Genomic DNA, 16,318 nt, shown 5'->3' with positions numbered 1-16,318 from the left:
CGTACCCAAGGGATATCCAATTTCTCAATCTAAGACATATAGTCAGCAATATACCAAACTTTATAGTAACAACCGTTATACAAACGTATCATCCCAATATGGAATTACCATTTTACAGCAGACATCACGGTGATTTACCCATTGTTGATTGGGTTATACTTGGGATGATGTTAATGTGGCGTTGTAATTTTGTATAAAAATAGGTCTCTCCTACATGCAACAGCACTTCCATTTTGATGCCATTGTTATTGGCTCGGGTCCTGGCGGTGAAGGTGCCGCTATGGGGCTGGTCAAGCAAGGTGCCCGCGTTGCCGTGATTGAACGGTATAATAATGTGGGCGGGGGCTGCACCCATTGGGGCACCATCCCTTCCAAAGCTTTGCGCCATGCCGTTAGCCGTATTATCGAGTTCAACCAAAATCCACTCTACAGCGACAATTCCAGAACCATCAGTTCTTCTTTTGCCGATATCTTAAACCATGCGGACCGCGTTATTAACCAGCAAACCCGTATGCGCCAAGGTTTTTATGATCGCAATCACTGCCAAATGTTCTCCGGTGATGCCAGCTTCATAGACGCCAATACTATCAATGTGTGTTATGCCGACGGCACCAACGATACACTGCGAGCCGAAAACATCGTGATAGCGACGGGCTCACGCCCTTATCGCCCAGCAAACGTAGATTTTACCCACGAACGTATTTACGACAGTGACACCATTTTACAACTCAGTCATGAACCACAACACGTCATTATCTATGGCGCGGGGGTTATTGGCTGTGAATATGCGTCAATTTTCCGTGGTTTGAGTGTCAAGGTTGACTTAATCAATACCCGCGACCGCCTTTTGGCTTTCCTCGATCAGGAAATGTCAGATGCCCTCTCTTACCACTTCTGGAATAACGGCGTGGTTATCCGCCATAACGAAGAGTTTGAGCAGATTGAGGGGACGGTTGATGGGGTTATTGTCCATCTTAAATCTGGCAAAAAAGTCAAAGCGGACTGCTTGCTGTATGCCAATGGGCGCACCGGTAATACCAGTGGTTTAGGGCTGGAAAATATTGGGCTGGAAGCCGATAGCCGGGGCTTGTTGAAAGTCAACAGCATGTACCAAACGGCACTGCCCCATGTGTACGCGGTGGGCGATGTTATTGGCTACCCAAGTCTGGCCTCGGCGGCTTATGACCAAGGGCGAATCGCGGCGCAGGCGATGATAAAAGGCGAAGCGAATACTCACCTGATCGAGGATATTCCCACCGGTATTTATACCATTCCGGAAATCAGCTCGGTGGGTAAAACTGAGCAGGACTTGACTGCAATGAAAGTGCCCTACGAGGTTGGCCGGGCGCAATTTAAACACCTCGCACGGGCGCAAATCGTGGGCATGGATACCGGCAGTTTGAAAATTCTGTTCCATCGCGAGACCAAACAGATCCTTGGTATTCATTGCTTTGGTGAGCGTGCGGCAGAAATTATCCACATCGGGCAGGCCATCATGGAACAAAAAGGAGAAGGTAATACTATCGAATATTTCGTTAATACTACCTTCAACTACCCGACCATGGCGGAAGCTTACCGCGTGGCGGCGCTCAATGGATTAAACCGCCTGTTCTAGCTTTTGGTTAATAGCCGCTGGATTCATGCGCGGTTGCATGTGTTCACGTATCGCCTCGGCAAGTTGCTCATAGCGGCCACGCAATGGGGAACCGGGGCGGTACACCAACGCAATGGTGCGCTTGGGTACGGGTTTGTAGCATTCCAGATAACAAACACCGTCGCGCTTTCTTTCATTCGGGACTGCCAGTGATGGCAATAATGTAATTCCGCTGCCCGCTGCAACCATGTTGCGTAGCGTTTCCAAACTGGTGGCGCGGAAATGCGTATCTTCTTCAGCACCCGCCTGGAAGCAAAAACCCATTGCTTGATCACGCAAACAGTGACCATCTTCCAGCATCAGTAATTTCTCACCTGCCAGTTCATGCATCTGTACCTTGTCACGATCAGCCCAAGGATGATCAGCATAAATCGCCAGTTGCATCGGCTCATCAAACAGTGGAACTTCAATAAAAGCCTCGGTCTCTTTGACCAATGCCAGAATAGCGCAATCGAGTTTGCCGCTATCCAACTGGGCCAGAAGATTTTGGGTTTGCGCTTCATGCAGATACATTTCCAGTTTCGGGAATGTTTGATGCAACATAGGAATGATTTGCGGTAATAGATATGGCCCAACAGTAGGAATCAGCCCAATATGCAGCGGGCCAGACATACTCTCACCCTGCAAACTGGCCATTTCTTTGAGCACTTTCACTTCCCGCAATACTGTTCTGGCTTGCTCCACCAGCAGTAATCCAGCCTGCGTAAACAGTACCTTACGGCTAGTGCGCTCTAACAACATCACGCCCAGCTCATCTTCCAATTTACGAATCTGTCCACTTAATGTGGGCTGGCTGACATGACAAGAGTCGGCGGCGCGCCGGAAATGCCTGAATTCAGCCAGCGCCACCAGGTATTCTAAATCACGAATATTCATCGGTGCTCCGCTTTATGATAGCCATTGACGATAGATAAGATAGCAACCAGTGATTAGAACTATCAAGTGATAAAATGAATAATGTGTTCCAACGAAGAGATACCCAGAAAAATTTAAATATTTTATCTTTTAATTAAGGAGTTACAGATGTTCACTAGTCAAGAAGGTAAAAAAATCCCACAAGTGACTTTCCATACCCGCCAGGGCGACCAATGGGTTGATGTCACCACCGATGAATTGTTTAACAATAAAACCGTCATCGTGTTTTCACTGCCGGGCGCATTTACCCCAACCTGTTCCTCCAGCCATCTGCCGCGTTATAACGAACTAGCCAGTGTATTTAAACAGCACGGTGTTGATAACATTCTGTGTGTGTCAGTCAATGATACTTTCGTGATGAATGCCTGGAAAGCCGATCAGCATGCTGAAAATATTACTTTCATTCCAGACGGTAACGGTGAATTCACCAAAGGCATGGATATGCTGGTCGAGAAAGCAGATCTGGGCTTCGGGCCGCGTTCATGGCGTTACTCCATGCTGGTGCGCAACGGCGTGGTTGAGAAAATGTTTGTAGAGCCAAACAAGCCGGGCGACCCGTTTGAAGTCTCTGATGCTGACACCATGTTGAAATATCTGGCACCTGATTTTAAAGTACAAGAATCTGTTTCTATCTTTACCAAACCGGGCTGCCCATTCTGCGCCAAAGCCAAACAAATGCTGCAAGACCATGGTATTCAGTATGAAGAAATCGTGCTGGGCAAAGACGCAACGACTGTCAGTCTGCGGGCTGTGACCGGCCGCGGGACTGTGCCACAGGTGTTTATCGGTGGTCGCCACATTGGTGGCAGTGATGATTTAGAAAATTACTTATCTGCTTAATAATATTAATAGAATGAAGATATAGTTAATACCCAAAGTCATTGGAGTTGCAGGTAGGCAGCAAGTGAACAAACCCCGATGAGCTTACTCAAGTAAGTGATTCGGGTGCGGAAACGTAGCTAACAACCCTGCGACTTCAAATACGAAGGGTATGCTTGGTAGGCTTCGGCCTACCCTTTTTTCCTGTGATGGAGCAGACATGAAAACCTTAAACGTTGATGTCGCCGTTATTGGCGGCGGTACTGCCGGGCTTGGCGCTTACCGCGCTGCCAAACTGTCGACCCCCAATGTGGTGATGATTGAAGGTGGCGAATACGGCACCACCTGTGCCCGCGTTGGTTGCATGCCATCCAAACTGCTGATTGCCGCGGCTGAAGCTGTGCATCAGATTGAAAAAGCGCCCGGTTTTGGTATCCACCCACAAGGTAATATCTTGATTAATGGCCGCGAAGTGATGGATCGCGTGAAGCGCGAACGCGACCGTTTTGTCGGTTTTGTGCTGGAAGGTGTCGATAATATTCCGGCGGATGACAAAATTCAGGGTTATGCCCGTTTTATCGATGACAACACCCTACAAGTTGATGATCACACACGGATTATTGCGCAGCGTATTGTGATTGCCACCGGCTCTCGCCCAACTTGGCCTGCCGCCTGGAATGAGCTGGGTGATCGGCTTATCGTCAACGATGACGTTTTCAACTGGGATGACTTACCCGAATCAGTGGCGGTTTTCGGCCCTGGGGTTATCGGGCTGGAACTGGGGCAGGCACTGCATCGGCTCGGTGTCCAAGTCAAAATGTTCGGCGTGGGTGGCGGTGTCGGCCCCCTGACAGATAGCATTGTGCGCAATTATGCGGCAAAAACACTGGGCGAAGAGTTCTATCTCAATCCAGATGTCAAAGTTGAAGTGATGCAGCGCGAAGGGGATAAAGTCTTTATCCGCTATCTGGATGAGACCAGCTCACCCCAAGAAATCATGGTGGATTATGTTTTAGCCGCTACTGGCCGCCGCCCGAATGTCGACAAACTGGGGTTGGAAAATACCTCACTGGAGCTTGATGAGCGCGGTGTTCCGCCAGCAGATCGGCTGACAATGCAGACTAGCGTGCCACATATCTTTATCGCCGGGGATGCCAGTAACCAATTGCCATTACTGCATGAAGCCAGTGATCAGGCCCGTATTGCGGGGGTGAATGCTGGCGGATTCCCTGAAGTGGTTCCGGGTTTACGCCGCAGTGCAATTTCAGTGGTGTTCTCTGATCCACAAATCGCGATGGTGGGTTCTACTTTCCGCGAGTTGTCGCAAAAATTCAGTGCCTGCGGTTGTTTTGAAATCGGCGAAGTCTCTTTTGAGAACCAAGGCCGTTCGCGTGTCATGCTGAAAAACAAAGGTATTTTGCGAGTTTATGGCGAACAGGGAACCGGTCGCTTCCTGGGTGCCGAGATGATGGGGCCGGGTGCCGAGCATATTGCACACCTGCTGGCTTGGGCACATCAACAGCAAATGACCATCAATCAAATGCTGGATATGCCGTTCTACCATCCCGTCATTGAGGAAGGTTTGCGTACGGCATTGCGTGATTTGCAGTCCAAGTTAAAACTGGGCACTGACGAGGCGGAGCGTTGCTTGCGCTGCCCAGGTGAATAATATTCTGTTCTGATTGATTCAACCGGGCTCGATGCCCGGTTTTTTATCCTTTATTTCTCCAAATGGTTTCAAGTAACCCTCCGGCACTCACCATCTTTTGTTTTTGAGTTCAAAACCAATCGGCATAGTCAATGTTACCTGCCCATTAGATAACAACCCGGCAGGGGGCTGGGGCAATGGTTGGGCGCGTTTAATCATGGCCAAGGATTCTTGATCTAAAGCCGCAATCCCACTGCTCTTAATCAGTTTAGCGGATAGCACATATCCCTCGGTATTAACCACAAAACGGATGCTCGCAGTTCCTTGTTGCCGTTGTTTTTTGGCGCTAAGTGGATAGCGTTTAAACCCCGCCAAATGACCTTGTAAGCGGCTTTTCCAATTCATTTTACTCTTTTGATTATGTGCCGAATCACTGTTCGCGGCCGCCGCGACTTGGTGACTTTCGCCAGACAATGGTGTACTGGTTGCCGCTGCGGGCGCAGAAGGTTTACTGGGGCTTTCAGATATTGGTTCGCTGATAGGTTGGCGCGGTGTCATGACTTTTTGTTGTAGTCGCTTTACTTTGGTCGGCTCTTTTTTGGCGGTTTCTACTTTTCTTTCGACAATCAATGAAGCATTAGAGTGCTCGGGAGCGGTCAGCATATCGCTGATATCTTCTGGTTGGTTTTCCAACTGCTCGACTATCGGCTCGTTGATGTTTTGAGTTATCCCCACCACCGGGTCTTGCTCCAAGTTTTGAGTAAATTCCGGTTCTGTCGACAAGGCGAGCATCATTGCCACAGGAGAGACCTCTGTCGAAGGCGGGAGCATAAATGTGTTACTCAATAGCCATATCAGAGAAACATGGATACCACTCGTAAATAAGATACTTCCCCACCAAAGCATCATATTGCCGCTGTCCTGTCGTTTTTTCATAAATTAAATCACTATATTCCTTTATTTTTTAATCTGTTACCTTCCAAAGATTACTCTTCAGCAAAGGCGACATGCAGGCGATCAGTAAGTGGTTTAAACAGATAATTAAGTAATGACCGTTCCCCTGTTCGGATAAAAATGTCAACTGACATGCCAGGCCGGATTTCCAGCTCAGTTTGCGTAATATCAATAGCGACGGTTAAAGGATAATAAGGCTCTAAAGTCAGAGGATGCTGTATCCGATCCGCACCAACATGCAGTACAGAACCTTGTAAACGGGGGGTATTACTTTGATTAAAAGCAGAAAAGTTCAGATCTACGGGTAGCCCAATCACCACCTTATCAATTAATGATACGGGGAGCTGAGCCTCCGCTAATAATGGCTGCCCACTGGGAACCAGTTCCATTAATGTTTGCCCAGTACTGACCACGCCGCCAACAGTATGTTGAGCAAGCGCGATAACGGTGCCATTGACCGGCGCGTAAATACGCGTGTTATCTAACTCATATTCCGCAACCCCCAAACGCAGCTCTAGCTCTTGAGTACTTTGCTGCGCTTTGGCCAGTTGCTCGCGATTCTCACTTTTATACTGTTCACGCCGCTGTAAGATATGCTGCTCTGTTTCACCAATTTGCTTGTGAAGCTCCAAAATCTCACTGGTATTTTTCTCTATATTGGCACGCAGTGAGATCGCCTGCCGCTCCATCTCTAACAGTTGGCTTTGAGAAACATGACCATTTTTCGCCAATAACTGAACCCCCTGCAATTGCTGCTGGAACAAGTTAAATTGTTGCTGGTTATGACCTCGCAGCGTTTGTAATCCATCCAACTGGCTCTCGTGACGAGTAATTTGTGCAGATAACCGAGCAATTTCACTCAGTTGAGCTTGGCGTCGATGATGAAAAAGCTGTTGCTGCAAAACAATATTACGTTCAACTAATGACTGTACTGGGTGCTGGAGCAATATCGGGGGGAAAGTAATTGTCGGCAATTCATGTTGTTCGGCAGTGAGGCGGGATTCCTGAGCGAGGGCGCTCAAATACTGATGCTGTAAGTTATCCCGATGGCTACGCATCGCGGTATCATCTAGCGTGATAAGTAATTGACCTTCCGTGACGTCATCGCCCTCGGCAATATGCAATTGCTGAATACGCCCTCCTTGCAACGGTTGAACCAACTTACGATTTTCCGCGACAACAATATGCCCCATAACAGCAATACCTTTATCTAAGGGAGCCAACCCCGCCCAAAGCAAAGAACCGATGAAACCACCTATAACCAATAACCCGCCAAGGCTAAGATATCTCCCGCTATTAACCTGAAGCGGCGGTGGGTTTTGATTCATATTCTTAGCCAAACTACGACCAGATTCAGGTAACATCGATGACTTCTCCTTCCGTGGATATATTTAACATCATGATTTTTGTGATGCCGTGCGGGCTGGGACCGCACCATATGAGATACCGCTATTCCAAGACTTTTTACTCGCTGGTGTTTTGAGCTCACCCTTAACCGTCGGCTTATCCTGCCCTTTAATCTGTTGTAGAACGGCTTCGGTACGATCGAATAATTCCACCCGCCCTTTATTGAGTAGCAATAGGTAGTCGCTATCAGATAAGAGCTCTGGCTTATGGGTGATCATCACAATGGTGCACCCCTGCTGTTTGAGCCGGATAATGCTTTCTAATAAGGCTTTTTCACCTTCTTTATCCAAATTGGCATTCGGTTCATCCAACACAATAAGCCGTGGCACACCATACATGGCCCGTGCTAAAGCAATGCGCTGCCGCTGGCCACCGGATAATGCCTCACCGCCCTCCCCTAGCTGAGAGTCATAGCCGCAGGGCAGATGTAAGATTAAATCGTGAACCCCCGCCATCTGGGCCGCCGCGATGACTTTTACTGTGTCAATCGTGCCAAAGCGCGCAATATTTTCAGCAATCGAACCACGAAATAACTGAATATCCTGCGGCAGGTAACCAATAAATTGTCCCAAGTGGGCTTTATCCCATTGAGAAAGATTCGCGCTATCTAATCGTACCGAACCGCTGAAAGCCGGTTTACATGCAACCAACAGTTTCGCCAAGGTAGATTTCCCACTGCCAGATGGCCCCAAAACACCCAAAATGTTACCGGGATGCAATTCAAAGTTGATGGAATATAAAATGGGGATATGTGTGCCCGGCTTACAGACAGTGAGCTGTATTACACTGAGTTTTCCTATTGGCGCAGACAAAACCATACCTGCAGGTACAGGTGGATGCTCCGCTAATAAATGGGCCAGACGCTGATAAGACAGCCGCGCCTGGCTCCATTGTTTCCAGACTGCAATTAACTGATCAATAGGCCCTAATACCCGGCCGATTAAAATTGAACCGGCAATCATGACGCCCGCTGTAATTGAGCCGTCAATGACCAGTAATGCACCTAGCCCTAGCATCATTGATTGCAAAGCATGGCGACTGGATTTAGAGACCGCAGTCACCTGACTGCTTTTGTCACTGGCAATATTTTGCTGATAAAGAAAATGTGAATGCTGGACTAACCAACGTCGGCGTAATACATCCAACATTCCCATTGCTTCAATAGCATCCGCATTGCGTAAATTCGCATTAGCTTGTTGCGTTGCTTGTGAGGTTACTGTGGAAGCTTCTTTTAATGGCTTTTTACACACCCACTGGTTGAGCCATGCTAGAAAAATCAACACACAAGCACCGGATGCGGCTAATACTCCTAACCAGGGATGGAGTACAAAAATAACCAACAAGTAAAGCGGGAACCAGGGAGCATCAAAAAAAGCAAATAGGGCATTGCCCGTCGCAAATTGACGTAAAGATGTCAGGTCATTCAAGGCTTGTGCTGCAGGTGTTTTATGGCCCATAAGTTGAGATGCAAACGCGGCGTTAAAGACCCGTTGATTAAGTTGCATATCAATCCGAGTCCCAAGCCGAATAACTATCGCGCTGCGAACCCATTCAAGTAAGCCAATAAATACAAATATTCCCAGCACCAAAATAGTGAGCATCAGCAATGTCATGGTATTCGCTGACGCCAGGACGCGATCATAAACCTGCAGCATATAAATAGCGGGAGCCAACATCAAAAGATTAATTACTGCAGTAAATAGCCCTATTCCCCAGAGACTCTTCTTATGGTGGGCTAAAACAGAAAGAATAGTCAGAGACTCCGAAAAAGTATCGGGGGTTTTATATGATTCCATGGCGTCCATTCCCATACTAAAAGTAGAATTACTGTCTGAGTCAGCGTTGTTTTATTTCTCAATTTTAATAATTTCAATCCTTGCTGATACAAATATAACTAACATCATCCAAGGTATGGCGGTGATATTATTACTTCACCAAAAAAATAATTTTAACAAACTTTATTAAGCTACCAATAATACTTCAGTATTATCGACCGCCCCGACAGTATCAATTACTGGTGCATCATTGATAACGTCACTCGCGGCCTCAAGCTGACTGGCAATAGCCATATCTTTAAGTGGGGTATCTATATCAATACCTTGCGCTTTTAGCTTCTTCAGTATCGGTTCAGCATCGCCTCTTAATAAACGGTATACTCCGAGATCTTTACCATTTAGGCAGTCATAATGAATATAGGAATGGAGCAACATATAAAACGAACTTTCTATATCATCCGCAATATCTAGCCCGTCAAATTTCAATTCCTCATTCTTAAGTTGATAGTATATTTCATGGTCAACCTGACCTTTACTTAATTCAATATCAGAAAGTGGTGATATTTCATCACCAAAATATAAGCTTCCATTGATACTCGCAGTGATTTGCTGATTAAATAGATCATCGCCGACCATTGAAGTGGCTGCTACATACCCAGTGGTTATTGCTACTTTATTCTGCTGAGGATTGATTCTTCCATATGCATAGAGACTACCTGAATCGGCTGGGCTGTATGATCCTAACTGAAAAATATAATTCTCATCTGAATTATCAGACGGTGCTAACATCATATCTCCAAAATTAGTAGCCCATTTACGTGTATATGAAGAAATAGACTCATGACTGATTTTTTTATCATACGTGATAGTAATTGTCATAATGATATCCTTTTAACTCATAAGTAATATAGGGTGCTATGACATCATATTGCTGCAAAAAATACTAAACTTGCCAAAAAAAATTAACTTTATAGCTAAAATATAAATTTAATTATGCGGCTAATAACTCTTGTGGCACCCCTACCGTTTCAATCACGAATGTATCAGTCACAACATCGCTGGCAGCATCAAACTGGCTGGCAATAGCGATATATTTAAGTGGAGTATTCACATCAATACCTTGTGCTTCCAGCTTCATCAATATGGGTTCTGCATTACCTCTGAGTAAGTTATATATTCCCAGATTTGTCCCCCCCTGATAGTTGTTATCCTCATTCAGTACATAAGATAAAGTATAAATAGAATTAGTTATATCATCTGCAATATCTAACCCGCTGAACTCCAATTGCACTTTTTGAAGTTGCAGTTGTTCGAACTTTATACTCTTGAGGTCAGATATAGGGAGCAAGATTTCACCCAACTCTACACTCCCGCTAATATCTGGAATTAAGTGTTGATCGAGTAAACTTTCTATTTCTGTATTATCCTCTATTTCTGTATTAATCGTTGCGACAAACTCCGTCACTATTGCCGCTTTCTTCTGATTGTAAAGATGGGAGCTGGCCGCAGCAATTTTTTGACCTACGACTGGAGGGGAGGGTTTAATGGAGGAGATAATACTATATTCTATTTCAGGTTTAATCAGAACCATATCATCAAATTTAGTTGCCCATTGATGTAGATAAGAAGAAATCGTTTCATTTTTAATTTCTGGTTGATACCTTATTTCCACAGCCATGATAGTATCCTTTCATTTGACTATTAAGAAGATATAACTCATCATTGAGTCATATATATCTACAGAATAAAAATAAAAATAAAGCTACAGTAACCACCGCCAGCAATATACGCCAAACCAACCAGAGTAGCTCGCGGTGGTTTATTTTATTTATCTAAAAATCATATTATGATGGTATTTATTACTATTATGCAGCCATCAATATATCGCCACCATCATATGCTCCGACAGTATCAATCATTGGCGCATCTGCCATAACTTCACTACTGATATCTAACTGGCTAGCAATCGCCATATCCTTAATTGGAGTATTGATATCAATACCTTTGGCCTGAAGGATTTCCAACAGGGGTTCGGCATTGCCACGCATCAAACCATAAGTGGCTTTATGCATCTCGCCCTGGTGGTTTTCTGCCATGGTTTTGTTAACATCATAGTCACCGGTAATATCTATATTGCACAATTTCAGTTGCACATCATTAAGCTGCTTACCAATACCATTTTGATTATCAGCCAATGATTCACCTAACTCCAAGCCTTCCATTTTGCCGTAGAAAGTATGCTGAGGCATAAAGGAGTACTTCAACTCGCCTTCAACAATTATCGCGGTACCCGTACCGTGCGAGCTACTCACTGAATATTGGGTCCCATCAAAAAATCCACCACCAGCGAATTGACCAAAATCCTTGGAGTATCCTTCAGCCCCAGTGTCTTTGATATCGCCATGCTTAGTGGCCCACTGCTGAAGATATGAAGAAAGGGTATAATCTTTAAATTCGCTATTATATTGAATACTTACTGTCATAATAAATCCCTTATATTAAACAACAAATATATGACTCATCATTGAGTCACTTCGACCGACAGATAAAAATAACACTTCACCTGAAGACTTTACATTCAATATCTATATCTATTCTCTGTATTTTAGTTTTGTATTAAAAACTAAAATTTATATTCAAAACCACCCTGAATAGTTCGGCCCCGATTCGGGGAAAAAGAAATTGAATCACCATAACTAACAAGATAAGCACGATTGGTTATATTTTCTATTGAGCTGCGCAAAATTAAATTATTAGTTAGCTTATAACTGGCATAAAGATCAAATATGGTATATTTCGGCCAATCTGCAACATAAGCGGTATTTGCATACCCATAGTTATTAATGACTGAACTATCTTGGTGTCCTTTGTTATAACGAATAACGGTACCGAGATCCAGCTTTTTATCAAAAATTCTGCCGCCTAAAGTTAAACTACCGCGATCACCAGGTAAATAAGCGGAAGATCCAAATAAGTTTCTTGCTGCCCGGCAGTCAATAATATTGTTTATTTTATTATTAATAACACTATAATGCCCATATTTATTATTACCGGCAAGATTTTTACCCCCCCCTAACCAAGCCCTTTTTGAACAAACAGAATTAACACCAATCATTCTGGTATAATTAAGGTTGGTATAAAATAAACCCATATCATAACTTAATTGATATTCCAGACCACGAAATTGGGTTGCAAGTAAATTATTAATATAGGTGGCATTAGTAAAGCTACCCCCTCCATGCAAGGGCTTTTCTTTGGATAGCTCAAGATTGACATAATTAGTCACACGGGTATCAAAGTAGGCCAGTTTGGCCACCAGACGATCTTCTGCAATAAACAGATTACTGTGCTGGATATTAATACCGGCTTCCCAAGCTTTGGAATGCTCTGCTGCCAGCAGCGGATTGGGCAAAATCCAGCCGTGACCATGGGCGCTGCCGGTGGCCAGCACTTCGGTAATCGCCGGTGGCCGCCAGGACTTACCGTAGTTGCCAAAAAACTCCAGCCATTGCACGCCAGGTTTGATACCAATGGCTGCCGTGGGTGACAGTTGCTGTTCACGGCGATCGACCTCCCAGGCCATTTTCATCGGTGTAATTACACACCGCTTCAATTCGTTGGTAACATGTTGCTCATGTACCTTTTTGTAACAGCGGTTCTCATGGGTATAAGTTGCTCGGAAATCTTTGCTCAGCATCCAGGTATTGCCCTGTAACCTAAATTGGTCGTGACGCAATCCCCCCTCCAATCGCAGCCAATTATCATAATCATAATTCAACTGAGCAAAAGTGCTGGTAATGGCGCGCTTGCCCGGTGGGGTGATACCCAGCATAGACTCATGGGTTGAGTTACCGGTCGAGCGGTCACTAAACCACTCAAGGCCATAGTTGAGGCGGAATTGATGGTGGTCAGCAAGGGTAAAAAAACTGGTGTTTTGCAGTTGTAAACCCCGGGTGCTTAAGCGGGTTTGAGTCCAGAATTTATCGCGGAAAACAACATTGGCATTATGAGTATTAGTTTTATCATCAGTATCAACGTAATAGATTTTCGCCGTTAGATCTAGCCAGGCGATATGCTCGGGCTTGAGGCTATAATCCAGCCCAATATTGCGATTCGCCACGTTACTCACACTGCTGCTTACCCAGCCATGCTTTCCTATTCCTGGCCCTTCTTTTACCATGGTCATAAAGCCGGCATTAGGGCTATGTATTTGGGTTTGCAGATAACTGAATGTTAACCGTTGGTCGGCGGATAAATTCCAACCCAACTTGGCCAGTTGTGAGTGCATTTTATAATTAGTGAATGGCACTTTATTATTTTTAATATCATAACTTAATTTTTCTGTGGCTGTGCCAAAACGAATATCGCCCAGAGTCCCTTTATTGCCCGGCCAATAATCGCTTAAATTGCGCTCGCTGGCAGCGATTAATAGATCGCCATATTCATTACCCATTGCCAACGCGGCACTGCCAATAAGATTAGTGCCATTATCACCGTGCATAGCGCGGATTTTTCCGCCAATCTCTTTGCCTGGTTCGAGGAAATCACTGGCATTAATAGTATTAAAGGTGGCAACCCCGCCAATGACTCCGGCCCCGCCAACACCACTAGTAGCGCCCTTTTCAATCACCACGTTGCTCAATATTTCTGGGTCGATATACATCACACCATTGCGTTGACCGTGGCCACTTTTCATGAAATTCTGCCGCATACCGTCAATATTCATATTGACCCGGCCATAATCCTGCATGCCACGGATATTCACTGATAACGCCGGGTCTTGCTGACTCACACTGGAATAGACTCCCGGCGTTTGTTCTAATATATCTGCTGCATGGCGGGCAGGCCGGTTATCCATTTGTTCGCGAGATATTTCACTGACCGAATGGAGCTCATCATAAACCCAGTCCCCCTCCTGAGCATTACTGGTTCCCTCTACTTTGAGTTTATCCAATACCATGTCGTTTTCTTTCGCTGATGGCACGGCATCATCAGCTTTGGCATGCTCTGAATAGCCTTGCGCCGCCAGCGCCAGCAATATGCCGAATGCAATTTTAGTCATTGCATTTATTGTCGACTTTTTATCTCTAACTATACTTTCCATTTATGAGATTTCATCCTTATTAATACAAACCAATATATCCATTAATTATTGGGAGTCATTTTAATTATATAAAAAATAATATACCGTAATAGCAATCCGCCCCGAATATTACAAATCATCGAGGAATTGATATGTTATGGCTTGATATAAAACAAATAAATTAATGGAATTAATAAAACAAATCGTTAAATAAATCGTTAAATAAAAACAGGAGCATTATTTTTTAGTGAACAAGGTAATATGGCGAATTAATACTTCCGCTTATTTATCCATATTAAATTCCTTTCATATTTTTAATACTAGTAGAGGTTTTATCGCAACGCCACGATTTGATAATGATTATCATAACCATTTGTGAGTACGAACTCAACGGCGCATTAAAAATAATGCAGTATCAAGTTAAAAATTAAGGTTATTGGCAGAATAAGGAATAGCGCAATAATCGTTGCTGTAATAAGAAGAAATATATTTAAGTGCCTATAATGCAAAATGGGCCACTCTAAAAGAGGCCCATTTCTAATATTAATACTCAGCGAACTAAAACAGCCGTGCTTTAGCCTCTGCAATGGCAGAAGCCACTTGCTGTGGTGAAACACCGCCTTTAGCAACCCGCTTATCTAAACAAGATTGCAAGGACAAAATCGGATAGACATCATCACCAATGACCGCACTGAATTTTTGCAAATCACTCAGCGATAGAGCCTCTAATGCTTTCCCCTGACGAATGGCCTCAACCACGGCCTCACCAACAATATGGTGCGCCTCACGGAAAGGTACACCTTTGGCGACCAGATAATCCGCCAGTTCAGTCGCATTGGCATAACCTTGCTCAGCCGCTTCTTTACAGCGCGGGCGTTTTACCTGAATGCCATCCAACACCAGCGCCGCCATATGCAAGCAGTCAAGCCAGGTATCGAGCGCATCAAATAGCCCTTCTTTGTCTTCTTGCATGTCTTTGTTATAAGCCAGAGGCAAGCCTTTCAGCGTCATCATCATGCCGGTCAATGCGCCTTGTACCCGGCCACATTTCCCACGGATTAATTCCAGTGCATCGGGGTTTTTCTTTTGCGGCATCAGGGAAGAACCTGAAGTTACGCGATCAGATAAATCAACAAACGCGGCTTCACCACTATTGAAGAAAATCAAATCTTCCGCAAAACGCGACAAATGCACCATACCAATACTGGCATCAGACAGTAATTCCAACACATGGTCACGGTCAGAAACACTGTCCAGACTGTTGCGAGTCGCCGAAGCAAAACCTAGCCAACCCGCCAATTGTTCGCGATCAATAGCATAAGCAGTACCCGCCAATGCGCCACTGCCTAACGGGCTGACATCAAGGCGTTTCAGGGTATCTTGCAGCCGGCTTTCATCACGAGCCAGCATTTCAGCATAAGCCAAGCACCAGTGGGCGAAAGTGACAGGTTGAGCACGTTGCAAATGAGTATAGCCCGGCATTACCGCATCTTGATTAGCTTCGGCAGTGATAACCAGCGCTTGCTGCAACTGCTGCACCGCGGTTTTTAATTCGGTTATCTGGAATTTGCACCACAATTTCAGGTCAGTCGCCACTTGGTCGTTACGGCTGCGCCCGGTGTGCAATTTCTTGCCTAAATCGCCGACCTTATCTATCAGTTTGGTTTCAACCCAGCTGTGTATATCTTCCGCATCACTGGCTAAAATAGCCTGTGGATCGGCCTGTACTTCCTCTAATAAAACAGAAAGTGCCTGCTCAAGTTGTTGCTGTTCGATTGGTGTTAAAACGCCAACCGTGACCAGTGCTTTCGACCAGGCAACAGAACCGATAATATCCTGCTCTGCCAGCCGGTAATCAAACCGCAGAGAATCATTAAATTGCTTAAAACGCTGATCTGCCGCCTGACTGAACCGCCCGCCCCACAATGCCATAATCTTTCTTCCCTAGTTTCAGAATAAAAACTCATAATATACCCAAAGTAGTTGGAGTGGCAGCAAGGCAGCAAACACACGAATCCCGTTGAGCTGACTCAAGTCAGTGATTCGGGTGAGTAAGAGCCGCT

At 45.1% G+C, this 16,318-nt stretch carries 12 protein-coding genes; 3 read left to right on the top strand and 9 right to left on the bottom strand.

What is annotated here, in order from left to right:
• Positions 1-214: 214 nt before the first annotated feature.
• Entirely contained in the window at positions 215-1,615 is a 1,401-nt protein-coding gene (sthA, locus tag DX162_RS07575) for a Si-specific NAD(P)(+) transhydrogenase (RefSeq protein ID WP_004392272.1), read from the top strand.
• Here sthA and oxyR read toward each other — a convergent pair.
• On the bottom strand, positions 1,598-2,530 hold the full coding sequence (oxyR, locus tag DX162_RS07570) for a DNA-binding transcriptional regulator OxyR (protein ID WP_032820715.1): 933 nt from the start codon (positions 2,528-2,530) through the stop codon (positions 1,598-1,600). The two genes, sthA and oxyR, sit on opposite strands and share 18 nt — an antisense overlap.
• A 147-nt stretch (positions 2,531-2,677) precedes the next feature.
• On the opposite strand from oxyR, the gene DX162_RS07565 reads away from it, so the two are divergent.
• The gene (locus DX162_RS07565) at positions 2,678-3,409 is read left to right on the top strand and encodes a glutathione peroxidase (protein ID WP_004392271.1); all 732 of its coding nucleotides are present in this window, start codon (positions 2,678-2,680) and stop codon (positions 3,407-3,409) included.
• A 199-nt stretch (positions 3,410-3,608) separates the two neighbouring features.
• Positions 3,609-5,057, top strand: coding sequence for a dihydrolipoyl dehydrogenase (locus tag DX162_RS07560; RefSeq protein WP_004392270.1), 1,449 nt, complete (start codon positions 3,609-3,611; stop codon positions 5,055-5,057).
• Between the two features lie 87 nt (positions 5,058-5,144).
• Here DX162_RS07560 and DX162_RS07555 read toward each other — a convergent pair whose 3' ends face one another.
• The 8 genes from DX162_RS07555 to argH form a co-directional block, all read right to left on the bottom strand.
• Positions 5,145-5,972, bottom strand: coding sequence for an energy transducer TonB family protein (locus DX162_RS07555; RefSeq protein WP_080548359.1), 828 nt, complete (start codon positions 5,970-5,972; stop codon positions 5,145-5,147).
• A gap of 50 nt (positions 5,973-6,022) precedes the next feature.
• Positions 6,023-7,354 (bottom strand): HlyD family type I secretion periplasmic adaptor subunit, encoded by a 1,332-nt coding sequence (locus tag DX162_RS07550; RefSeq protein ID WP_172460428.1) that lies wholly within the window; start codon positions 7,352-7,354, stop codon positions 6,023-6,025.
• Between the two features lie 33 nt (positions 7,355-7,387).
• Complete coding sequence (locus DX162_RS07545; RefSeq protein WP_032820713.1) at positions 7,388-9,193, bottom strand: type I secretion system permease/ATPase; 1,806 nt, start codon at positions 9,191-9,193, stop codon at positions 7,388-7,390.
• Positions 9,194-9,358: 165 nt separating this feature from the next.
• Complete coding sequence (locus DX162_RS07540) at positions 9,359-10,051, bottom strand: heme acquisition protein HasA (protein ID WP_032820711.1); 693 nt, start codon at positions 10,049-10,051, stop codon at positions 9,359-9,361.
• Positions 10,052-10,163: 112 nt separating this feature from the next.
• Positions 10,164-10,850 carry a heme acquisition protein HasA gene (locus DX162_RS07535; RefSeq protein WP_004392262.1) on the bottom strand — a complete coding sequence of 229 codons (687 nt, stop codon included), beginning with the start codon at positions 10,848-10,850 and terminating at the stop codon, positions 10,164-10,166.
• Between the two features lie 187 nt (positions 10,851-11,037).
• Positions 11,038-11,655 (bottom strand): heme acquisition protein HasA, encoded by a 618-nt coding sequence (locus DX162_RS07530; protein WP_004392260.1) that lies wholly within the window; start codon positions 11,653-11,655, stop codon positions 11,038-11,040.
• A gap of 140 nt (positions 11,656-11,795) precedes the next feature.
• A complete protein-coding gene (locus DX162_RS07525; protein WP_004392259.1) occupies positions 11,796-14,276 on the bottom strand; it encodes a TonB-dependent hemoglobin/transferrin/lactoferrin family receptor in 2,481 nt (826 codons plus the stop codon).
• A 537-nt stretch (positions 14,277-14,813) separates the two neighbouring features.
• Complete coding sequence (gene argH, locus DX162_RS07520) at positions 14,814-16,187, bottom strand: argininosuccinate lyase (protein WP_004392258.1); 1,374 nt, start codon at positions 16,185-16,187, stop codon at positions 14,814-14,816.
• Between the last annotated feature and the right edge of the window lie 131 nt (positions 16,188-16,318).

This window comes from Yersinia kristensenii (assembly GCF_900460525.1).
Lineage (GTDB): Bacteria > Pseudomonadota > Gammaproteobacteria > Enterobacterales > Enterobacteriaceae > Yersinia > Yersinia kristensenii.
The sequence above is the reverse complement of the archived record's forward strand: the minus strand, read 5'-3'. Positions and strand labels throughout refer to the sequence as shown.